Genomic DNA, 22,907 nt, shown 5'->3' on the forward strand with positions numbered 1-22,907 from the left:
ATGAAGTGGCGTTTCGCCACTTTATTTTTTTTCGTAGAGATGAAGATACAGATTAAGAATGAAGTATAGGAGCTTTTACATGAGAATTTTATTTATTGGAGACGTAGTTGGTTCTCCAGGCCGTGAAATGGTTGAAGAATATTTACCAAGATTAAAAAGAAAATACTCTCCGGGACTTACAATTGTGAACGGAGAAAATGCAGCTTCAGGAAAAGGAATTACCGAAAAGATTTATCGTCAGTTCTTACAAGCTGGGGCTAACATTATTACTCTTGGTAACCACGCGTGGGATAAACGTGAAATTTTTGATTTTATTGATGATGCAAAAAATCTTGTTCGCCCAGCAAATTTTCCTGAAGGTACACCGGGCAAAGGAATTACGTATTTTACGTACAATCAGCTTGAGGTAGCCGTAATTAATTTACAAGGGCGCACGTTTATGGCTCCGCTTGATTGTCCATTTCAAAAAGCAGATGAACTAATTGAAGAAGCACGCCAGCGCACTCCGCTCATTTTTATTGATTTTCATGCTGAAACAACAAGTGAAAAGCAAGCGATTAGCTGGTATGTGGACGGTCGTGTCAGCGCTGTTGTCGGCACTCATACGCACGTTCAAACAGCTGACAATCGTATATTGCCAAAAGGAACAGCCTACATCTCTGACGTAGGAATGACGGGACCTTATGACGGCATTTTAGGGATGGAGCGAGAAGCAGTTATTAAGCGTTTTTTAACGTCTCTTCCTGTTCGATTTGAAGTGCCAAAAGAAGGAAGAACGCAGCTTAGTGGAATCGTTATTGATATTGATCAAAAGACGGGGAAAGCAACAAAAACAGAGCGAATTTTAATTAACGAAGACCATCCGTTTTTTGAATAAAGGGAAAAAGTCAATGTGTCGAAAGACGATACGTTGGCTTTTTTATTTTGTCAAAAACGTAAAAAGAAAAAAGAAAGGTGTAGAAATATAAGTTTTTGAATATTTAGGAAAAACAAGCAGGAATACGTTTGGCATATCGTGAATATAGTAACATTGAAATCAATTAAGTCATTGGTCTAATGATCTCTCATCATACATTGTAAAGAATAAGGAGGAGCTAGATATGGAAATATTAAAAGTTTCAGCAAAGTCTAATCCAAATTCAGTTGCTGGTGCCTTAGCAGGCGTGCTGCGCGAACGCGGCGCAGCAGAAATTCAAGCCATTGGGGCCGGGGCGCTTAATCAAGCAGTAAAAGCTGTAGCAATCGCAAGAGGGTTCGTTGCACCAAGTGGGGTTGATTTAATCTGCATCCCAGCTTTTACAGATATTCAAATTGATGGAGAAGAGCGAACAGCCATTAAATTAATTGTAGAGCCGCGATAATTATAAAAAACCACGGACCTGTAAAGCATAGAAGCCAAACAGGTCCTTTTTGTATAGAGTTAAAGGGGTGTGGGTTGTGATATTTGATGCTCATTGTGATGTATTGATGAAGCTCTGGTTAAATAAACGTTTATCTTTTACATATGATTCAGCGCTGCACGTTACGTTAGAAGGAATAAAAAAAGCAAAAGGAAAAGTTCAGCTATTCGCTATTTATATTCCGGAAGCGGTTCCGGCAGCTCAGCGCTTTGATGTTGCGTTAGAAATGATCCAGCTGTTTCAGAGTCATATTTTATCGCTTCCCGGTATGAAATGGGTTCGTTCAAAGCGCGATATAGATAGTTTAAAAAAAGATGAAATAGGAGCAATGCTGACGCTTGAAGGGTGCGATGCCATTGATACAAGTTTAGTTCGCTTAAAGACGCTTTTTTCACTGGGTGTACGTTCAGTAGGTTTGACATGGAATTACAGCAATGCTGTGTGTGACGGTATTTTAGAACCTCGAGGCGCCGGATTATCTTCTTTTGGAAGAGAAGTTGTTGAATTGAATAATGAACATAAAGTTTGGACGGATGTCTCTCATTTATCGGTAAGAGGTTTTTGGGATGTGATTGAGCTAGCGCATTATGTAGTGGCTACTCATTCCAATTCACACGTATTGTGTTCTCATCCCCGGAATTTAAGAGACGATCAAATTCATGCTTTAATAAAGCGAAACGGCGTGATTGGCATTACGTTTGTCCCTGAATTTTTAACGAGTTCTGCCAAAGTGCAAATAGCGGATGTGATTCGTCATCTTGATTACATGTGTGAAAGAGGAGGCGAATACTCGGTTGGTTTTGGCTCTGACTTTGACGGCATTGACAAAACGGTTCATCGTCTCGGAAGCTATGAACAGTATACGAATTTAATCGAAGAACTTCTTAAGCATTACACTGAGGAGCAGGTAAAACGTTTTCTGTTTCAAAACTTTGCTGATCGTGTATGCAACTAATAAAAAAGAGCTTTTTCTTCTTGGAAAAGTTCTTTTTTATAGAAGTCATTTATATAATAATGCCTCATGTGAAGGCAGAAAAGATCATTAAAAAACTTCATCTTATTCATTAAATATAAATATAATTAAAACGATTGAGAATTCAATGGAAAGGGTTGCATTTTTCTGGCAATCGGAATAAAATTGAAAACGGATTATGGAGCTGTTCAAGCAGAAACGTATCCTGCACAGCGACAAGGTGCTGTGGGAGTTTTGCGGATGATTTTGGTTCGTGAAATGCAGAAGCAATGAAATCGTTTGCTATTTTACCTTTTTCAGTTTTTATCAATAAAATAGATTTCTATATTAAGAGCAATTAAAGGAGTGGCGTTGATTTATGGTACAGCAACTTTCATGGAAAGTTGGCGGACAGCAGGGTGAGGGAATCGAAAGTACGGGAGAAATCTTTTCAACCGCTTTAAATCGATTAGGTTATTACTTATACGGCTATCGTCATTTTTCTTCTCGTATCAAAGGTGGACATACAAATAACAAGATCCGAGTGAGTACAACTCAGGTTCGATCTGTGTCAGATGATTTGGATATTTTAGTTGCGTTCGATCAGGAAACAATTGATGTAAACGTCCATGAGCTCCGCGTAGGAGGCGTTGTAATTGCAGATGCGAAATTCAATCCAAGTCTGCCTGAAACATGTACAACTGCTACGCTATACGCTGTTCCATTTACCGAAATTGCAACGGAATTAGGAACGTCGCTAATGAAGAACATGGTTGCTGTAGGCGCTTCAAGTGCTGTACTTCATATTGACACAGAAGTATTTGAAGAAGTAGTGCTTGAAATCTTCGGTAAAAAAGGCCAAAAAGTTGTACAAAAAAACATGGAAGCTATTAAAAAAGGTGCAGATTACATTCGTGAACAGCTAGGCGAACAGTTAGAAACAATGAAACTAGATCCAGCGGATGGTAAAAAACGTATGTTTATGATTGGAAACGATGCGATTGCGCTAGGCGCTTTAGCCGGTGGCGCTCGTTTTATGCCAGCGTATCCAATTACCCCTGCTTCAGAAATCATGGAATACTTAATTAAAAAGCTTCCTCAATTTGGTGGAACCGTTATTCAAACAGAAGATGAAATCGCAGCATGTACGATGGCTATCGGAGCTAACTATGCAGGCGTACGTGCGCTGACAGCATCAGCTGGACCTGGTCTATCATTGATGATGGAGTCGATTGGATTAGCGGGCATCACTGAGCAGCCTGTTGTGATTATCGATACGCAACGGGGCGGTCCAAGTACAGGGCTTCCAACTAAGCAAGAACAGTCTGATTTAATGGCAATGATTTACGGTACGCACGGTGAAATTCCGAAGATCGTCATGGCGCCAAGTACGGTTGAAGAAGCATTCTACGATACGATTGAAGCGTTTAACTTAGCAGAAGAATATCAGTGTCCAGTTATTATGCTAACGGATTTACAGCTTTCACTTGGAAAGCAATCAGTAGAACCACTTGACTATAACCGCGTTGAAATCCGCCGCGGTAAGCTTCAGCAAGGAGAGCTAGAAGAGCTGGAAGAAAAACAATACTACAAGCGCTACCGCGTAACAGAAGACGGCGTATCGCCACGCGTCATTCCAGGAATGAAGCATGGTATTCATCACGTGACGGGAGTAGAACATGATGAGACAGGAAAGCCATCTGAATCTCCGGTGAACCGCGATGATCAAATGAATAAGCGTCTTCGTAAGACAAAAGGAATTCGTTTTAATACGCCAATTCATGTTCACTCTCATGAAAAAGAGTCTGATATTTTATTTGTTGGATTTAATTCGACGCGTGGAGTTATTGAAGAGGCAATGGAACGTTTGGAACAGGACGGTATAAAAGTAAATCATGCTCACATTCGTTTGATTCATCCTTTCCCAGCTGACGAACTGCTTCCTTACGTGCAAGGAGCTAAAAAAGTAGTCGTCGTTGAAAACAATGCTACTGGACAGCTTGCTAATATTTTAAAAATGAATATTGCAAGTCATGATAAAATTCAAAGCGTATTGAAGTATGATGGAAATCCATTTCTTCCGCAAGAAGTATACGCAAAAAGTAAGGAGATGTTTGTGTTAAATGGCAACGTTTAAAGATTTTCGTAACAGTGTAAAACCTAACTGGTGTCCGGGGTGTGGAGATTTCTCCGTACAAGCAGCCATTCAACGCGCATCTGCTAACGTAGGTTTAGAACCTCATGAGCTTGCTGTTATTTCAGGTATTGGATGTTCTGGACGTATCTCCGGTTATATTAATTCATATGGTTTTCACGGTATTCACGGACGTGCGCTTCCAATCGCTCAAGGTGTAAAAATGGCTAATCGTGACTTAACCGTTATCGCATCTGGGGGCGATGGAGATGGGTTTGCTATCGGTATGGGACACACGGTTCATGCGATTCGCCGAAACATCGATGTAACGTATATCGTAATGGATAACCAGATCTATGGTTTAACAAAAGGACAAACATCTCCTCGTAGTGAAGTAGGATTCAAGACAAAAAGTACGCCTGAAGGATCAATCGAGTCGTCTTTATCTGTCATGGAGCTTGCGTTAACTTCTGGGGCAACGTTTGTGGCTCAAAGCTTTTCAACAAATTTAAAAGAGTTAACAAGCTTAATTGAACAAGGCATTCAGCATAAAGGCTTTTCTTTAATTAACGTATTTAGCCCGTGCGTAACGTATAACAAAGTGAACACGTATGATTGGTTTAAAGAAAACCTAACTAGTCTTAGCACAATTGAAGATTATGATGCGAACAATCGTATGCAAGCTATGCAAACGTTAATGGAGCATAACGGCTTAGTAACAGGGCTTATTTATCAAAATGCGCATCAGCCGTCGTATCAGCAGCTTGTTCACGGTTATAGTGAAGAGCCGCTGTCAAAAGCAGACTTAGGTATGACTGAGGAAAAATTTGATGAGCTAGTAGCTGAATTTATGTAAAAGAGGCTACCATAAAAGTAGTTTAGTAGAGGGAAGATCCGAACGGTGGATTGAGATTCTTAATGGAGAATCCAACTCGTTCGGATTTTTTCATAGTGATAGGTATAGAAAATAGGTATATGATTGTGTTCGCTACTTGAAAGTTATATACTATGTTAATGTGATGAGTTTTATGCATAAGCATAAGGCTGTCACATTTTTTTGCGATTTACAGGTGCAACGTGACAATTGTCATGGCGAAAGGAGATTTTTTTATGAACGAAAAACAACGTTTAGAAAGCAACCAAGTTAATCCAGCGGACAAAAAATCCGAAAAGGATTACAGCAAATATTTTCAAACAGTATACATGCCGCCTTCTTTAAAAGATGCGAAAAAGCGAGGAAAAGAAGAAGTTTCCTATCACAATGATTTTGCAATCGATGAACAGTTTCATGGAATGGGACAGGGGCGTAAGTTTTATATCCGTACGTACGGCTGTCAAATGAATGAGCACGATACAGAAGTAATGGCTGGTATTTTTCTAGGCCTTGGCTACGAGCCAACTGACTCTGTTGAAGATGCTCATGTTATTTTACTGAATACGTGTGCGATCCGTGAAAATGCGGAAAATAAAGTGTTTGGTGAATTAGGACACTTGAAGGCCTTAAAGCGCGAGCGCCCTGAATTATTAATCGGCGTCTGCGGATGTATGTCTCAAGAAGAGTCAGTTGTAAATAAAATTCTACAAAAACATCAGCACGTGGATATGATTTTTGGTACACACAACATTCACCGTTTGCCTCATATTTTAAACGAAGCATACTTAGCAAAAGAAATGGTGATTGAAGTATGGTCTAAAGAAGGGGACGTTATTGAAAACCTTCCAAGAGCACGTAAAGGCAGCGTTAAAGCATGGGTTAACATCATGTACGGCTGTGACAAGTTCTGTACGTACTGTATCGTTCCGTACACGCGAGGAAAAGAGCGAAGCCGCCGTCCAGAAGACATTATCCAAGAAGTCCGTCATTTAGCTGCTCAAGGCTACAAAGAAATTACGCTTTTAGGTCAAAACGTTAATGCATACGGAAAAGATTTTGAAGACATCACGTACGGCTTAGGCGACTTAATGGACGAAATCCGTAAAATTGACGTTGCTCGTATCCGTTTTACAACAAGTCATCCTCGTGACTTTGATGACCGTTTAATTGAAGTTCTGGCTAAAGGCGGAAATCTTGTCGACCACATTCACTTGCCTGTTCAATCAGGAAGCAGCGATATCTTAAAAATTATGGCACGAAAATATTCTCGTGAACATTATTTAGAGCTTGTTCGTAAAATTAAAGAAGCCATTCCAACAGCATCATTAACAACTGATATTATTGTTGGTTTCCCAAATGAAACGGATGAGCAGTTTGAAGAAACAATGTCGCTATATCGTGAGGTTGAATTCGATAGTGCTTATACGTTTATTTATTCACCTCGTGAAGGTACGCCGGCTGCTAAGATGCAAGACAATGTACCAATGGAAGTGAAAAAAGAGCGTCTTCAGCGTTTAAATGCTCTTGTAAATGAAATTTCTGCAAAGAAATTGAAGGAATATGAAGGTAAAGTTGTCGAAGTATTAGTAGAAGGTGAAAGTAAAAATAATCCTGAAGTACTAGCAGGCTACACGGAAAAAAGTAAGCTTGTAAACTTCAAAGCACCTAAGTCAGTGATTGGGAAACTTGTAAAAGTAAAAGTTACAAAAGCCAAAACATGGACATTAAACGGGGAAATGGTAGAAGAAACAGCAGAGGTGAAGTAATATGGCGCAGTATAACAAGAGTGACGTAATTAAACGTGCTCAAGAGCTGGCAAAAATGATTGCTGAAACGGAAGAAGTAGATTTCTTCAAGCGTGCCGAAGCTCAGCTTAACGAAAATCAAAAAGTTCGTGAAACCATTGCAAGCATTAAAAGCTTGCAAAAACAAGCTGTTAATTTCCAACATTATGGTAAAACAGAAGCGTTAAAACAAGTGGAGGCAAAAATCGATCGTTTACAGGAAGAGCTGGATGAACTGCCGATTATTCAGCAGTTTCAAGAGTCTCAAATAAACGTGAATGATTTGCTTCAACTTGTTGCTAATACTATTTCAAACACAGTAACGGATGAAATTATTGTGTCTACAGATGGTGATTTACTGCGCGGTGAAACAGGTTCACAGGTGCGAAACAGCCCTGGATCTAGCTGCTCATAAAGAAAAATGCCTCAGCAATTTGCTGAGGCATTTTTTTGTGCATCCCATGGCATGAAAATTGGGCAGATTTTCTCTCTAATAATTGTCACGTTTTTCTATATCCTTGCATACAATGGAACATAGGTTTTTTATGCCTTAAACCTAGTTTCTTAAAAATAATGTGCAAACAAGTGAATGAGCCTGCATAGGATGAAATGAAGATAGTTTGAGGAGGGTATGCTCACATGTCACAACACTATAGAGAAATTATTACAAAAGCAGTCGTAGGTAAAGGTCGCAAGTTTACACAATCGTCTCATACGCTTGCACCGAAAAATCGACCAACAAGCATCTTAGGGTGCTGGGTGATTAACCATGAGTACAAAGCAAAAAAAAGCGGCAGCAATGTAGAAGTTGACGGCAGATATGATATTAACATCTGGTATTCGTACAATAATAATACAAAAACCGAAGTTTGGACGGAAACCGTATCATACAAAGATAATATTAAGCTGCGCTATAAAGACGAAGATTCGATTGGAGACGATTACGAAGTAATTGTTCGCGTGCTGCAGCAGCCAAATTGCCTAGAGTGCACAATTTCACCAAATGGCAATAAAACGATTGTTCAAGTAGAGAGAGAATTGTTGGCGGAAGTGATTGGCGAAACCAAGGTTTGTGTTGCAGTAAATCCGAAAGGCTGCGATGATGAAGACGAGTTTGATTTAGACGTAGATGACGATGAATTTGAAGATTTGGATCCTGATTTTATATTAGGAGACGATGAGTAACTAGGAAGAAGTTCTTCCTAGTTTTTTTATTTTTACTATTTTAAGAAAATTCTTATAAAAATAAAAAAATATATTGCTTTTTGTCGAATGCGCAGTGTATAGTAAATCTAAAGAAAATAATGCATTAATTTTCAGAAAATTTAGTTATATCAGATAAGTATTTTTTGGGGGTTTACTATGAGCTTATTTCGTAAAAAATCAATTCAAACGTTAATTAGTGAAACCAACTCTAAAGGTGTTAAATTAAAAAAAGATTTAGGCGCTTTCGATTTAACAATGTTAGGAATTGGTGCCATTATCGGAACCGGAATTTTTGTATTAACGGGCGTAGCCGCTGCTGAACATGCCGGTCCAGCTTTAGTTATATCTTTCATTATGTCAGGACTTGCGTGTGTGTTTGCAGCTCTTTGTTATGCAGAGTTTGCCTCAACAGTTCCTGTTTCAGGAAGTGCATACACTTACAGTTATGCAACATTTGGTGAATTAATCGCTTGGATTTTAGGGTGGGATCTTATCTTGGAATACGGTCTTGCATCTTCTGCTGTAGCGAGCGGATGGTCGGGGTATTTCCAAGGATTGTTAGCAGGGTTTGGTATACATTTTCCAAAAGCTTTAACAAGTGCATACAATCCTGCAAACGGCACGTATATTGATATTCCAGCAATTATGATTGTTTTCTTAATTACCTTGCTTTTAACACAAGGAGTAAAAAAATCTTCACGTTTTAATGCTATCATGGTTATTATTAAACTGGCTGTTGTACTTCTGTTTATCGGGGTAGGAGTTAGCTATGTTAAGCCAGAAAACTGGACGCCGTTTATGCCGTTTGGTTTCTCCGGAGTAGCGACAGGAGCAGCAACTGTATTCTTCGCCTACATTGGATTTGATGCTGTAGCAACAGCGGCCGAGGAAGTACGCAAGCCTCAGCGGGATATGCCAATCGGAATCATCGCATCTCTTGCGATTTGTACAGTCCTTTATATCGTCGTATCGCTTATCTTAACAGGAATCGTACCTTATACAGAATTAAATGTTAAAAACCCTGTAGCATTTGCTTTAAGCTACATTAACCAAGATTGGGTAGCAGGATTTATTTCATTAGGTGCAATTGTTGGTATTACAACGGTATTGCTCGTTATGATGTATGGACAAACTCGTTTATTTTATGCGATCAGTCGAGATGGTCTATTACCGAAGCCTTTTTCAAAAATCAGTGAGAAAAAACAAACGCCAGTAGTAAATACGTGGATTACATGTTTACTAGTATCCATTTTCTCTGGTTTAGTACCATTAGGAAGATTAGCAGAGTTAACAAACATCGGTACTCTTTTTGCTTTCATGACCGTATCAATTGGAATTTTATATTTACGTAAATCAAAACAAACTTCAGAATCGACTGGGTTCCGCGTACCGTTCGTGCCGGTGATTCCAATTTTAGCTTTTGTGTTCTGTTTATACTTAGCACTTCAGCTTCCAAAGTTAACATGGATTAGTTTCGTAATTTGGCTTGTACTAGGGCTAGTGGTTTACTTCTTATACGGACGTAAGCATAGTCATTTGAACAGCAGTAAATAATGAAAAGCTTCGGACAAGCTTCTTCCTTCGTCCGAAGCTTTTTTATTTGTGTTATGAAAAGAAATTGAAGATTGTTCTATTTGAATAAATTAAGTTTAAGAAAGACTTATGTTATAATACGTGTAGCAAAAACGCACAACTAGATGTGGTATGGAGGAATAGTATGGCAGCGTATACGCCAATGATACAGCAATATTTGAGAATTAAGGCAGAGTATCAAGATGCCTTTTTATTTTTTAGACTAGGTGATTTTTATGAAATGTTCTTTGAAGATGCTACGACAGCTTCTCAAGAGCTTGAAATAACATTAACAAGTCGAGACGGAGGAGGACAAGAGCGAATTCCGATGTGCGGAGTTCCGTATCACTCTGCTCCTACGTATATCGAGCGTTTAATTGAAAAGGGATTTAAAGTAGCTATTTGTGAGCAAGTAGAAGACCCTAAGCATGCAAAAGGTGTTGTAAAGCGAGAAGTGGTGCAGGTGATTTCACCCGGAACACTGATGAACGAACGCGGACTGCATGAAAAGGAAAATAACTATATTTGTTCTGTTACTGAGTTCGAGGATCAAACGTTTGGTCTTGCTCTTTCTGATTTGTCTACAGGAGAAAACAGCGTAACGCTTGTCGGTTCGTTTCACGATATAGTCTCAGAGATTTATGCAAAAGAAGCAAAAGAAGTTGTTGTAAGCTCTGAGTTTCCCGCTGACTTATTACAAACACTAAAAGAGCGCATGACGATTACCATTTCTTATGAGAATAGTACAGAGCAAGTAGACGGACTAGAGTATTTAGTAGAGTCGCTTCAGCAGCAAAAGCTTATTACAACGTTTGCGCGTATTCTTCAGTATTTAACTCGCACGCAGAAGCGTTCGCTTGAACACTTACAGCCCGTGCAGTTTTATCAAATCAATGAATATATGAAAATTGATTTGTTCTCTAAGCGAAACTTAGAGTTAACCGAAACGATTCGTTCAAAAGGAAAGAAAGGCTCGCTTCTATGGTTATTAGACCAGACCGTTACGGCAATGGGCGGCCGTTTATTAAAAAATTGGATTGACCGTCCGCTTTTAAAACAAGCCGATATTGATAATCGTTTAAATATGGTAGATGTCTTAATGAAACAGTTTTTTGAACGGGAAGAACTGCGTGAGTTGCTAAAAGACGTATATGATTTAGAACGCTTAGCTGGTCGAGTAGCTTTCGGTAATGTAAATGCTCGTGATTTAATTCAATTAAAAAAATCATTACAAAATGTGCCTCATATTCAAGAGGTTGTGAATCGTTTAAATCATCCTTATGCCACAAAGCTTGTTGAAGACATTGATCCTTGTGAGCGATTAGCTAATCTTCTTGAAAGAGGATTAAAAGAGCACCCTCCTTTGTCAATTAAAGAAGGAGACATTATTAATGACGGCTATCATGAACAGCTTGATCAATACCGAGATGCAAGCCGAAACGGAAAAACGTGGATTGCGTCACTTGAACAGCAAGAGCGTGAGAAAACAGGAATTCGCTCACTGAAAATTGGTTATAATCGCGTGTTCGGCTATTATATAGAAGTAACGCGGGCAAATCTGCATCTTTTGCCTGAAGGAATGTATGAACGAAAACAGACGTTAACCAATGCAGAACGTTTTATTACGCCTGAGCTGAAAGAAAAAGAAGCGCTGATTTTAGAAGCGGAAGAGAAAATTGTAGAGCTGGAATATGAATTGTTTTTACAAATTCGTGAAGAAGTAAAAGCATATATTCCAAGGCTGCAAGAACTCGCTAAAAAAGTAAGTGAGCTTGACGTACTGCAGTGCTTTGCAAAAATCAGTGAAGAACGTCATTACACGAAGCCTATTTTTTCAAGTGAAGATATTTCGATTCAAAACGGACGTCATCCAGTGGTAGAAAAAGTAATGAATTCGCAGGAATATGTGCCAAACGACTGTCAAATGACGGATGATAGTTCAATTTTACTGATTACAGGACCAAATATGTCTGGTAAAAGTACGTATATGCGTCAGGTCGCTTTAACGGCGATATTAGCTCAAATTGGCTGTTTTGTGCCAGCGGACGAAGCGGTCCTGCCGATTTTTGATCAAGTGTTTACACGTATCGGAGCAGCGGATGACTTAATTTCAGGTCAAAGTACGTTTATGGTCGAGATGCTAGAAACGAAAAATGCAGTGACAAATGCCACTCAGTCGAGTCTAATTCTGTTAGATGAAATTGGGCGCGGCACGTCTACGTATGACGGAATGGCTCTTGCTCAAGCAATTATTGAATACGTCCATGAGCATATTGGCTGTAAGACACTATTTTCTACTCATTATCATGAATTAACCGTACTCGATGAGTCGCTTCCTGCGCTTAAAAATGTTCATGTAAGCGCGGTTGAAAAAAATGGGAAGGTCGTCTTTTTACACAAAATCAAAGATGGTGCCGCAGATAAAAGTTATGGTATTCACGTAGCAGAACTAGCAGAACTTCCGGATCCGCTTCTAGAGCGAGCTCGCGTCATCTTACACGATTTAGAACAATCTTCTGAGCGTGAACCTGTAGTACGTCAGGCTCCAAAAAGAGAAGAGATAACACAACAAGTTCCACAAGAAGGTGCTTCTTTGGTTCAAGAAGGACGTATAGATAGTAAAAAAGCAGATGAGGCCAATCAGCTTTCGTTCTTTGAAATAGAAGAGAAAAAAGAAAAGCCTGCGCTTTCAAAACGAGAAAAAGCAATTATCGATCGTTTAAAAGAGCTGGATATTTTAGAAATGACGCCTTTAGACGCAATGAATGCGATGTATGAACTGCAAAAATCATTAAAGAAGAAATAGATTGAGAGGAGTGAGTCTGTGGGTAAAATTGTGCAGCTTTCAGACGAACTTTCAAATAAAATTGCTGCTGGAGAGGTTGTTGAACGACCTGCTTCGGTGGTGAAAGAGCTAGTCGAAAATGCTATTGATGCAAACAGTACAATTATTGAAATTGAATTAGAAGAAGCTGGGCTTTCAAAAATTCGTATATTGGATAATGGAGACGGCATTGCTTCTGAAGACTGCTTGACCGCGTTTAAAAGACATGCGACAAGCAAAATTAAAACAGAACAAGATTTATTTCGAATTCGAACTTTAGGATTTCGCGGGGAAGCTTTGCCAAGTATTGCTTCGGTTTCAATGCTTGAACTCAAAACGAGTACGGGAGAAGAAGCCGGCACCCATCTTAAACTTAGAGGCGGAGAAATCGTTCATCACGAATTAACGTCAAGCCGAAAAGGTACCGAACTTGTTATTGAAAACCTATTTTTTAACACACCTGCACGTTTAAAATATATGAAGACGGTAAACACGGAGCTTGGTAACGTAACGGACGTAGTCAATCGCCTTGCGATGTCTCATCCTGAAGTTTCAATTCGGCTGATGCATCAAGGAAGACAGCTTCTGTATACGAACGGAAGCGGCGATGTGCGTCAAGTGCTTGCAGCTATTTATGGAATGGCAGTGGCCAAAAAAATGATTCCGATTAACGTTCAGTCTCTTGATTATGAAGTGAATGGTTACGTTGCTCTTCCTGAAATTACACGAGCTTCTCGCAACTACATGTCGACCATTATTAACGGTCGGTTTGTTAAAAACTACGGGTTGTTAAAAGCGGTACAGCAGGGCTATCATACTCTTTTACCTATCGGCCGTTTTCCAATCGTGTTTTTAACCATTACAATGGACCCCTTGTTAGTGGACGTGAATGTTCATCCAGCGAAACTAGAAGTGCGTTTAAGTAAAGAAGCGGAGCTGTTTGAGCTTATTGAACAAGGAGTGAAAGCTGCTTTTAAAAAGCAGCAGTTAATTCCGGATGCTGTAGTACCAACCAAGTCAAAATCAGCTGTGCAGCCAACTGAGCAGCAGACCTTTACATTTGATCATCAGTCTAAACCGTCTGGCTATCAGCCGTCTGATACGGTTCGCGAGCCTAGCTTTAAGGAGGCTCCCGCTCGTGTAGACGAGATCATGCCGCCTGTTAAAACAGAGGTCATGCACCAAGGTGAAGAACTTGAACCAACGTTTCGAGAAATAGAACACTATGAAGAATCGGTAGAAGAAAACGCTCCTATTCCAGAACCAAATCGTTCAGCCAAAGAGCAACCAGAACCGCGTGTTCCTGCAATGTACCCAATTGGCCAAATGCACGGAACGTATATTTTGGCACAAAATGAAAAAGGATTATTTATTATTGATCAGCACGCGGCGCAGGAGAGAATTAAGTACGAATATTTTAAGCGAAAGCTTGGAGAAGTAGATTCAGAAGTTCAAGAACTGCTTATGCCGCTTACGCTAGAGTTCTCGGGAAATGAAGCCTTGATTTTAGAAGAATACAAAGACATGCTTGCTGAAGTAGGAGTTTTTTTAGAACCGTTTGGACAAAACTCCTATATAGTTCGTTCACATCCGCAGTGGTTTCCAAAAGGAGAGGAACAGGAAACCATTGAAGAAATGATTCAGCAAATCTTTACGATGAAACGAGTCAATATCGAGAAGTTAAGAGAAGAAGCGGCTATTATGATGAGCTGTAAAGGATCGATTAAAGCGAATCATCATTTGCGAAACGATGAGATTTTTGCTTTACTTGAAACATTGAGAAAAACAACGGATCCATTTACGTGTCCGCACGGACGACCAATTATTATTCATCATTCGACGTATGAAATGGAAAAAATGTTTAAGCGAGTGATGTAGGCAATGCGGCTAGCTGCAGCTAGCCGTTTTGTTGAATAAATCATGGCCATTTGGATAAAATGGAATGATGTGAATGCCTATAGATGAAAGTAGTGTTGTTATGACGGGAGAGAAACCAAAACTTATTGTCATTATTGGACCAACTGCGGTTGGTAAAACAAAATTGAGCATTGAACTTGCCAAACAGTTAGACGGAGAAATTATTTCAGGTGATTCGATGCAAATTTATAAAGGGATGGATATCGGAACAGCGAAGGTATCAGAACAAGAGATGCAGGGTATTCCCCATTACCTGATCGATATTAAGGAGCCAGATGAATCGTTTTCTGTGGCAGAATTTCAAGAGATTGTAAGAAAACAAATCGAGGATATTCACGCTAGAGGAAAAATGCCGATGATTGTTGGAGGGACGGGTCTTTATATTCAATCCGTTATTTATGATTATCAGTTCACAGAAACTCCTAGTGATGAAAAAGTTCGTGAACGAATGGAAGTATTCATTAAAGCTCATGGCATTGATCCCCTGTATGAAAAGCTAAAAGAGATTGACCCGGACAGTGCAGCTGCTATCCATAAAAATAACCATCGCCGTGTAATTCGAGCCCTTGAAGTTTATGAAGTAACCGGTAAAAAATTCAGTGACTATACAAAAGAACAGTCGCAGGAGTTATTATATGACGTAAGCATTATTGGACTTACAATGGATAGAGACGTATTATATGAGAGAATTAATCACCGAGTCGATATGATGATGCAGGCTGGACTGCTTGAGGAAGTCAAATCATTGTACGAAAGTGGTCTGCATGATGTACAATCAATTCAAGCTATCGGTTATAAAGAGCTTTATGCTTATTTTGAGGGACGCTGTACGCTCGAAGAAGCCGTTGAACAGTTGAAACAAAATTCACGCAGATATGCAAAGCGTCAGTTAACGTGGTTTCGAAATAAAATGCCTGTAAAATGGATAGAGATGGAAGTTGACAAATTTCCCGAAAAGTTTACTGAAATTTTTACATATATTGCAGGAAAGCTGAAGAAAGAAGCGAATTAAGTAAACAGATAGAGAAACGAGGAGGCCGAATAATGAAACAATCAGTTAATATTCAAGATCAATTTTTAAATCAATTACGTAAAGAAAATATCTATGTGACGGTATTTCTTTTAAATGGTTTTCAATTAAGAGGACTAATTAAAGGATTTGATAATTTTACTGTGTTAATTGAATCTGAAGGAAAACAGCAGCTGATTTATAAACATGCTATTTCGACATTTGTACCAAATAAAAATATTACAGTAGAACTTGAATAGAGATTAAAGAGAAGCATCCGCATTTTCGGATGCTTTTTTTATGCAAATAAAGGCTTAAAAAAGTTTCTTAACATTGTTTTTACTCATTGAACATAAACCTTATAATAGACGATTATTTCTTCGGTAATAAGAGATCATTGTCTTCGTATCGTTCATCGCATGCAGCTATGCGATACAGAGAAGTGGGATGAAACGAGAGGTGAACATGGTGGAACAGCCGATAACTCTTAAAAATAATGGGCAAATTAATATCATTTTAAATAATGAAATAAAAAAAGAAAAATCGTATACGACATCAATTCCGCGTCCTGCCAAAAAAGCTGTGATAAATCATGAGCCGCTTCGGGAAATTGAACGAGAAATGAGCGGACTGGTTGGAATGGAAGAATTGAAAAAAATGATAAAAGAAATATATGCGTGGCTATATATTAACAAAAAAAGAGAGGAACAGGGCTTAAAAGCGGGAAAGCAGGCGCTGCATATGATGTTTAAAGGAAATCCCGGAACAGGGAAAACGACGGTAGCCCGCCTGCTAGGTAAATTATTTTTGAATATGAACATCTTGTCTAAAGGACATTTAATTGAAGCAGAGCGAGCAGATTTAGTTGGAGAATACATTGGTCATACCGCTCAGAAAACGAGAGATCTTGTAAAAAAAGCGCTTGGAGGTATTTTATTTATCGATGAGGCTTATTCTCTTGCAAGAGGAGGAGAAAAAGATTTTGGAAAAGAAGCGATTGATACCTTGGTTAAACATATGGAAGATTCAAATGATAAGTTTGTATTGATTTTAGCTGGTTATCCAAGAGAAATGGAAAATTTCTTAAGTCTTAATCCAGGGCTGCGCTCTAGGTTTCCGTTTATTTTTGATTTTCCTGATTATGATGTCAATGAACTGATGGACATTGCGGGTCACATGATGAATGACAGGCAGTATCAGTTTAGTACAGAGGCCTATAAAAAGCTAAAAGATCATTTCATGGACGTGAAGTACAATCAGACGCCTAGGGATTTTAGTAACGGTAGATATGTGCGAAACATTATCGAACGTTCCATACGCACTCAATCCATGAGGCTTTTAGAAGAAGAAAGTTTTGAGCGCAACGAGCTTCTAACTTTAACGTCAAGCGATATTCAGCTGTAAAAAAAAGCCTTTCGTCATGAAAGGCTTTTTTTTACATATTTGGTTGTCGAATCGTTTTAATCGGCAGGCGCCATTTGTAAATATATGAACACATCCGAAGACCTACAAGTAAGATAAATAATGTATAAAGTTCTACAGGCGTGTTTGTAATATGCAGCCCTACGCTAAATCCTGCGATAATCGCCCATACGGCATAAATTTCATCTTTAAGAACAGTAGGCTTTCGGCGTGCTAATAAATCTCGGATAATCCCCCCGCCGCTTCCTGTTAAGACCGCAGCTACAATAACCGCGCTAAGCGGATGGTTCATATGAGTGGCATAAAGCGCTCCTTGAATCGCGAATGCTGCAAGGCCAATGGCGTCCGAAAAGTTTCCCCATCGCTTCCAATGTTTTAAGATATTGTTTGGAAATAAAAAAGTGGCAGTGATAGATAATAAAGCAATCTGAAAAAAGAGTCCTTGTTCCCAAAGGGCAGACACTGGTACACCGATAAGCAGGTTTCGAATGGCTCCTCCGCCAAAAGCCGTTACGATTCCCAGTATGTAAACGCCTAAAATATCATACTCCTCTTCCATGGCAATGAAAGCTCCGCTGATTGCAAAAGCAATCGTTCCAATAATGCTAAGTACGTCCCAAGTCATGATGCTATCCCCTTTATTCTGTTTTCACCAAGTAGCGACTATTATTTTAAAATCAGGCAGTCTGATTCAAATTTCAATAAGTAAACCAATTCAAATTGTATACAGAATTTCGTGATATTTCAATGTTTTTTTAATCATCGTTTTATAGATTTTAAAAAGGGTGTTAAACTAGTAAAAGACAATGTATTCTGTCTCTTTTGCAAAGATGGAGAAATGGACATTTTTTTGATATGATATGAATGATTTGTCAATTTAATAGTAAGGGAAGGAAAAATCTTTGACAGCAGAAATGAATACTGAACTTGAACGCGTAATTTTAGTCGGATGTCAGCTTCACGACGATGACGAACGTTTTGAATATTCAATGGATGAGCTAGCATCTTTAACTGAGACTGCAAAAGGCGAAGTGCTGGTAAGGTTAACGCAAAAGCGCGATCGCATTCATCCGGCTACTTATATTGGAAAAGGGAAAGTAGAAGAACTTGTGGCTCTTGAAGAAGAGTTAGAGCCCGATTTAATTGTATTTAATGATGAATTGTCGCCGAGTCAAATCCGCAATTTGTCAGCAGGGTTATCTGCGCGTGTTATTGACCGCACGCAGCTGATTTTGGATATCTTCGCACAGCGTGCTCAAACGCGAGAAGGAAAAATGCAGGTGGAACTGGCTCAATTAAATTATCTGCTGCCTAGGTTAGTAGGACAAGGTACCGCTTTGTCGCGTCTTGGAGGCGGAATTGGCACAAGAGGTCCTGGTGAAACGAAGCTTGAAAGTGACCGCAGACATATTCGCCGTAAAATTGATGAAATTAAGCGTCAGTTAAAGACAGTGGTAAGTCACCGCGAACGTTATCGAGAAAGACGTAAGCGTAATCATGTCTATCAAATTGCAATTGTGGGCTATACGAACGCTGGTAAATCGACGATCTTTAACCGCTTAACAGAAGCTGGTATTTTTGAAGAAAATCAGCTGTTTGCAACTCTTGATCCAACGACAAGACAGTATACGCTTCCGTCAGGATTAACGGCTCTGTTAACTGATACGGTTGGATTTATTCAAGATCTTCCAACAACGTTAGTAGCCGCGTTCCGTTCAACGCTTGAAGAAGTAACCGAAGCTGATCTTGTTCTGCACGTGGTAGATTCATCTAATCCAGATTACAACAACCACGAAAAAACAGTGCATCGCTTACTAGAAGAGCTGAACGTAACGGACATTCCGATGCTGACAGTTTACAATAAAGAAGATATGCAGCATGAACTATTTGTCCCATCCGCTTCGACATCGTTATCAATGAGCGCTTTTAAAGCTGCTGATTTAGTGAAGCTTGGGGAAAGAATTCAAGAAGAAATGAAAAAAGAAATGGCGTTTTTTCATGTGCTGCTGCCGGCTTATGAAGGGAAAATGCTCGCTGAACTCAAAACGGTCTCTATTCTTGAGTCGTTAAAATTCAATGAAAAAACTGAGAAGTATCAGTGCAAAGGGTATATTGCAAAAGAGCATCCCCTTTACAAAAAGCTACAAACGCTTGAAGAAAGTTGAGGAACAAAGAAATGATGTTTGATCAGTTAAAAAACGGGGCACGCATTCGGGAACTTGCTGCAAAAGTAGAAAAACAAATTAAGCCCGTACATGAGAAAATTGACGAGCGTATTGAAGCAAATCAATTTCGGGTGCTGCAAAGCTTTCAGCAAAATCGAGTGAGTGATTCACATTTTAATCCGACAACGGGGTATGGGTATGACGATCTAGGCCGCGATACGCTGGAGAAAGTATACGCAGACGTTTTTGGGACAGAAGCTTGCCTGGTGCGTCCGCAAATTATTTCAGGTACGCACGCAATTGGCATTTCGCTGTTTGGTGTACTGCGTCCTGGAGATGAACTATTATATATAACTGGCAAGCCCTATGATACCCTTGAAGAAATCGTTGGTATACGAGGAAGCGGCGTAGGCTCTTTAAAAGAATATAATATTAGCTATAAATCAGTAGATTTAACAGCGCAAGGCCAAGTGGATTTTGAAGAAGTGAAAGCGTCTATTCATGAGCACACAAAGATGATAGGCATTCAGCGCTCAAAAGGTTACGGCATTCGTCCTTCTTTTACAGTCGCGCAAATAAAAGAAATGATTTCTTTTGTAAAGAGTATTAAGCCTGACGTTGTAGTATTTGTCGATAACTGCTACGGTGAATTTGTAGAAACAATCGAGCCAACGCATGTAGGAGCAGATTTGATGGCGGGGTCGCTTATTAAGAACCCGGGTGGAGGCCTTGCTAAAATCGGCGGTTATATTGCAGGACGAAAAGATCTAGTGGAAGCTTGTTCATACCGAATGACAACTCCTGGAATCGGTGCAGAAGCTGGAGCGACGCTGTATAGCTTGCAAGAAATGTATCAAGGTTTCTTTTTGGCTCCGCACGTAGTCGGTCAAGCCTTAAAAGGAGCAGTTTTCTCATCCGCTATGTTCGAAGAGCTAGGGATGCAAAGCGAGCCAAAGTGGAACAGTGAACGAACAGATTTAATTCAATCCGTTCAGTTCGATGACCGCGATAAAATGGTTGCTTTTTGTCAGGCAATTCAATTCGCTTCGCCAATTAATTCACACGTAACGGCTTATCCTGCTTATATGCCAGGGTATGAAGATGATGTGATTATGGCGGCAGGAACTTTTATACAAGGAGCCAGCCTCGAGCTGACGGCAGATGGACCTATCAGGCCTCCGTATGTCGCTTACGTGCAGGGCGGGTTAACGTATGCTCACGTAAAAGTAGCAATATGCATGGCAGTAGATCAAATGCTAGCGAAAGAACTTTTATAAAATATAAGATAGAAAGACTATTTTCTCCCCGCTAAGAAAGAAAAGATAGGCTTATAAAAATAAACGAAGTACTATTTATTTGTATAGAAGAAATGTTCAGAAAAATTTATGTTAGAATTACTAACATTCGGTTGACAGGTGAACTAACATAGCATACAATGTAAATAGTTAATCCAAAGGAGGAACTGAAATGAGTGACAACATTCGAAGAAATACGCCACTTTTCCCAATTGGAATTGTGATGCAGTTAACTGAGTTGTCGGCTCGCCAAATTCGCTACTATGAAGAACATGAATTAGTTGCACCAGTAAGAACAGAGGGAAATCGACGATTATTCTCATTTAACGATGTTGATAAGCTGCTTGAAATCCGTGATCTTATTGAACAAGGTGTAAACTTAGCAGGTGTAAAACAGCTGTTTCATCTTCAAAAGGAGCAAAAAGGGCATAAGCAAGAAGAAAAAGTTGTGGCAGCAACAGCAAAGCCAGAATTAACGGACGATGAATTGCGAAAAATGCTTCGTGCAGAACTTATGCAAGCAGGCCGTTTTAATCGAGCAACTTTAAATCAAGGAGATATGTCCAGGTTCTTTCATTAATAAAGTTATCAATATTTATGCCGTTCGTATATGAGGGGTATAGATTATAAATATTATATAGAGATTTAGGGGAGGATCACACGATGGCAAAGTACACAAAAGAAGATATTTTCCGCAAAGTTCAAGAAGAGAATGTAAAGTATATTCGTCTTCAGTTCACTGACATTTTAGGAACAATTAAAAACGTTGAAATTCCAGTAAGTCAATTAGAAAAAGCGTTAGACAACAAAATGATGTTTGACGGTTCTTCTATTGAAGGGTTTGTACGTATTGAAGAATCAGATATGTACCTATTCCCGGACATTGATACATTTGTTATTTTCCCTTGGACATCTGAAAAAGGTAAAGTAGCACGTTTTATTTGTGACATCTACAATGCAGATAGAACTCCGTTTGATGGCGATCCACGTAATAACTTAAAACGTGTGTTAAAAGAGATGGAAGAGTTAGGATTTACTGATTTTAACCTTGGACCTGAGCCAGAGTTCTTCTTATTCAAATTAGACGAAAAAGGCGAACCTACATTAGAATTAAATGATAAAGGTGGCTACTTCGACTTAGCGCCAACTGACCTTGGTGAAAACTGCCGTCGTGACATCGTATTAGAGCTTGAAGAAATGGGCTTTGAAATTGAAGCATCTCACCATGAGGTAGCTCCTGGACAACACGAGATTGACTTCAAGTATGCTGCTGCATTAAAAGCTTGTGATGATATTCAAACGTTCAAACTTGTTGTAAAAACAATTGCACGTAAACATGGTTTACATGCTACATTTATGCCAAAACCATTATTTGGTGTGAACGGTTCAGGCATGCACTGTAACGTTTCATTATTTAAAGATGGCCAAAACGCATTTTATGATGAGAACGGTAATTTAGAGCTAAGTGATACTGCTCGTCAATTTATCGCAGGTATCATCAAGCACGCACACAGCTTTACAGCAGTAACAAACCCTACTGTAAACTCTTATAAGCGTCTAGTACCTGGATATGAGGCTCCTTGTTATGTTGCATGGTCTGCTCGCAACCGTAGCCCATTAATCCGTATTCCAGCTTCTCGCGGCGTAGGAACTCGTGTTGAGGTACGTAGCGTAGATCCAGCTGCTAACCCATATTTAGCAATGGCTGTTCTATTAAAAGCTGGTTTAGATGGAATCAAGAACAACCTTGAAGCTCCAAAACCTATCGATCGTAATATCTATGTAATGACAAAAGAAGAGCGTGTTGAAGAAGGTATCGTAGATTTACCTGCAACATTAGCTCAAGCTTTAGATAGCTTCCAATCAAACGAAGTTATGGTTTCTGCATTAGGTGAACACTTAGCAGAACACTTCGTTGAAGCGAAAGAAATCGAATGGGATATGTTCCGTACACAAGTTCATCCTTGGGAACGTGACCAATACATGAGCCAATATTAATTCCTAAAAGTCCGAGAGGTCGTTTATACGTTCTCTCGGACTTTTTTGTTTTTTAAAATGATTAACATTCTGCATGCGTATATTAAATATCGAACTAAGCTGTTCATAAAACAAGTATAGCTGTCTGTCGTACAATTTACGGGAGGCTTTTTATTGTTTTGTTAGATAAAGGAAATAACTTGGTTATATGAATTAAAAAGGATAATCTTTTTGTCTCATTGAATCTATATGTAAAAGTAGTGTATAACAGATAGAGAGATTGTTTATGTGTTCACTCTGCACTTCAGTATAACTTCAGAGAATTTTCAGCCAGTCGTAGTATCATTAGAAAATACTGTGGGAGAGGAATGGAATG

General features: G+C 39.3%; 19 protein-coding genes. 18 read left to right on the forward strand and 1 reads right to left on the reverse strand.

Annotation, left to right across the window (positions count from 1 at the left end; all coding sequences use genetic code 11):
• Window positions 1–79 precede the first annotated feature (79 nt).
• From SB717_RS09870 to spoVK, 14 genes are all read left to right on the forward strand, one after another.
• The gene (locus SB717_RS09870; protein ID WP_028411380.1) at window positions 80–877 is read left to right on the forward strand and encodes a TIGR00282 family metallophosphoesterase; all 798 of its coding nucleotides are present in this window, start codon (window positions 80–82) and stop codon (window positions 875–877) included.
• Window positions 878–1,100: 223 nt separating this feature from the next.
• On the forward strand, window positions 1,101–1,361 hold the full coding sequence (gene spoVS / locus SB717_RS09875; RefSeq protein WP_003181955.1) for a stage V sporulation protein SpoVS: 261 nt from the start codon (window positions 1,101–1,103) through the stop codon (window positions 1,359–1,361).
• 76 nt (window positions 1,362–1,437) lie between these two features.
• Window positions 1,438–2,355: a dipeptidase gene (locus SB717_RS09880; RefSeq protein WP_144643979.1), complete on the forward strand. Its 918-nt coding sequence runs from the start codon at window positions 1,438–1,440 to the stop codon at window positions 2,353–2,355.
• Between the two features lie 376 nt (window positions 2,356–2,731).
• Window positions 2,732–4,489, forward strand: a complete 1,758-nt coding sequence (locus SB717_RS09885) for a 2-oxoacid:acceptor oxidoreductase subunit alpha (protein WP_013058800.1) — start codon at window positions 2,732–2,734, stop codon at window positions 4,487–4,489.
• Window positions 4,476–5,342, forward strand: a complete 867-nt coding sequence (locus SB717_RS09890) for a 2-oxoacid:ferredoxin oxidoreductase subunit beta (protein WP_071271139.1) — start codon at window positions 4,476–4,478, stop codon at window positions 5,340–5,342. Before SB717_RS09885 ends, SB717_RS09890 begins: the two co-directional genes overlap by 14 nt.
• Before the next feature lie 254 nt (window positions 5,343–5,596).
• The gene (gene miaB / locus SB717_RS09895) at window positions 5,597–7,126 is read left to right on the forward strand and encodes a tRNA (N6-isopentenyl adenosine(37)-C2)-methylthiotransferase MiaB (RefSeq protein WP_074677200.1); all 1,530 of its coding nucleotides are present in this window, start codon (window positions 5,597–5,599) and stop codon (window positions 7,124–7,126) included.
• Window position 7,127: 1 nt separating this feature from the next.
• Window positions 7,128–7,559: a YlbF/YmcA family competence regulator gene (locus SB717_RS09900; protein WP_013058797.1), complete on the forward strand. Its 432-nt coding sequence runs from the start codon at window positions 7,128–7,130 to the stop codon at window positions 7,557–7,559.
• A 224-nt stretch (window positions 7,560–7,783) separates the two neighbouring features.
• Window positions 7,784–8,329, forward strand: a complete 546-nt coding sequence (locus tag SB717_RS09905; protein WP_013058796.1) for an outer spore coat protein CotE — start codon at window positions 7,784–7,786, stop codon at window positions 8,327–8,329.
• A 177-nt stretch (window positions 8,330–8,506) separates the two neighbouring features.
• Complete coding sequence (gene bcaP, locus SB717_RS09910) at window positions 8,507–9,904, forward strand: branched-chain amino acid transporter BcaP (protein ID WP_013084740.1); 1,398 nt, start codon at window positions 8,507–8,509, stop codon at window positions 9,902–9,904.
• Window positions 9,905–10,067: 163 nt separating this feature from the next.
• Window positions 10,068–12,728 carry a DNA mismatch repair protein MutS gene (gene mutS, locus SB717_RS09915; protein WP_074677198.1) on the forward strand — a complete coding sequence of 887 codons (2,661 nt, stop codon included), beginning with the start codon at window positions 10,068–10,070 and terminating at the stop codon, window positions 12,726–12,728.
• Window positions 12,729–12,746: 18 nt separating this feature from the next.
• Window positions 12,747–14,624, forward strand: a complete 1,878-nt coding sequence (gene mutL / locus SB717_RS09920; protein WP_410903634.1) for a DNA mismatch repair endonuclease MutL — start codon at window positions 12,747–12,749, stop codon at window positions 14,622–14,624.
• Between the two features lie 100 nt (window positions 14,625–14,724).
• Complete coding sequence (gene miaA, locus SB717_RS09925; RefSeq protein WP_074677963.1) at window positions 14,725–15,675, forward strand: tRNA (adenosine(37)-N6)-dimethylallyltransferase MiaA; 951 nt, start codon at window positions 14,725–14,727, stop codon at window positions 15,673–15,675.
• 32 nt (window positions 15,676–15,707) lie between these two features.
• The gene (hfq, locus tag SB717_RS09930; RefSeq protein ID WP_013058791.1) at window positions 15,708–15,932 is read left to right on the forward strand and encodes an RNA chaperone Hfq; all 225 of its coding nucleotides are present in this window, start codon (window positions 15,708–15,710) and stop codon (window positions 15,930–15,932) included.
• Between the two features lie 205 nt (window positions 15,933–16,137).
• Complete coding sequence (spoVK, locus tag SB717_RS09935; RefSeq protein ID WP_234483756.1) at window positions 16,138–17,076, forward strand: stage V sporulation protein K; 939 nt, start codon at window positions 16,138–16,140, stop codon at window positions 17,074–17,076.
• A gap of 31 nt (window positions 17,077–17,107) precedes the next feature.
• Here spoVK and SB717_RS09940 read toward each other — a convergent pair whose 3' ends face one another.
• On the reverse strand, window positions 17,108–17,719 hold the full coding sequence (locus SB717_RS09940) for a trimeric intracellular cation channel family protein (RefSeq protein WP_013058789.1): 612 nt from the start codon (window positions 17,717–17,719) through the stop codon (window positions 17,108–17,110).
• A 277-nt stretch (window positions 17,720–17,996) separates the two neighbouring features.
• Between SB717_RS09940 and hflX the strand changes: the two genes are divergently transcribed.
• The 4 genes from hflX to glnA all read left to right on the forward strand — a co-directional run bounded on the left by hflX (window position 17,997) and on the right by glnA (window position 22,552).
• Entirely contained in the window at window positions 17,997–19,259 is a 1,263-nt protein-coding gene (hflX, locus tag SB717_RS09945; RefSeq protein ID WP_081350893.1) for a GTPase HflX, read from the forward strand.
• 14 nt (window positions 19,260–19,273) lie between these two features.
• Window positions 19,274–20,536, forward strand: a complete 1,263-nt coding sequence (locus SB717_RS09950) for a methionine gamma-lyase family protein (RefSeq protein WP_074677959.1) — start codon at window positions 19,274–19,276, stop codon at window positions 20,534–20,536.
• A 190-nt stretch (window positions 20,537–20,726) separates the two neighbouring features.
• Window positions 20,727–21,134 carry a MerR family transcriptional regulator gene (locus SB717_RS09955; protein WP_013058786.1) on the forward strand — a complete coding sequence of 136 codons (408 nt, stop codon included), beginning with the start codon at window positions 20,727–20,729 and terminating at the stop codon, window positions 21,132–21,134.
• A gap of 83 nt (window positions 21,135–21,217) precedes the next feature.
• Window positions 21,218–22,552: a type I glutamate--ammonia ligase gene (glnA, locus tag SB717_RS09960; protein WP_013084732.1), complete on the forward strand. Its 1,335-nt coding sequence runs from the start codon at window positions 21,218–21,220 to the stop codon at window positions 22,550–22,552.
• Window positions 22,553–22,907: the final 355 nt, after the last annotated feature.

It is taken from the genome of Priestia sp. SIMBA_032 (assembly GCF_046535215.1).
Taxonomy (GTDB): domain Bacteria; phylum Bacillota; class Bacilli; order Bacillales; family Bacillaceae_H; genus Priestia; species Priestia aryabhattai.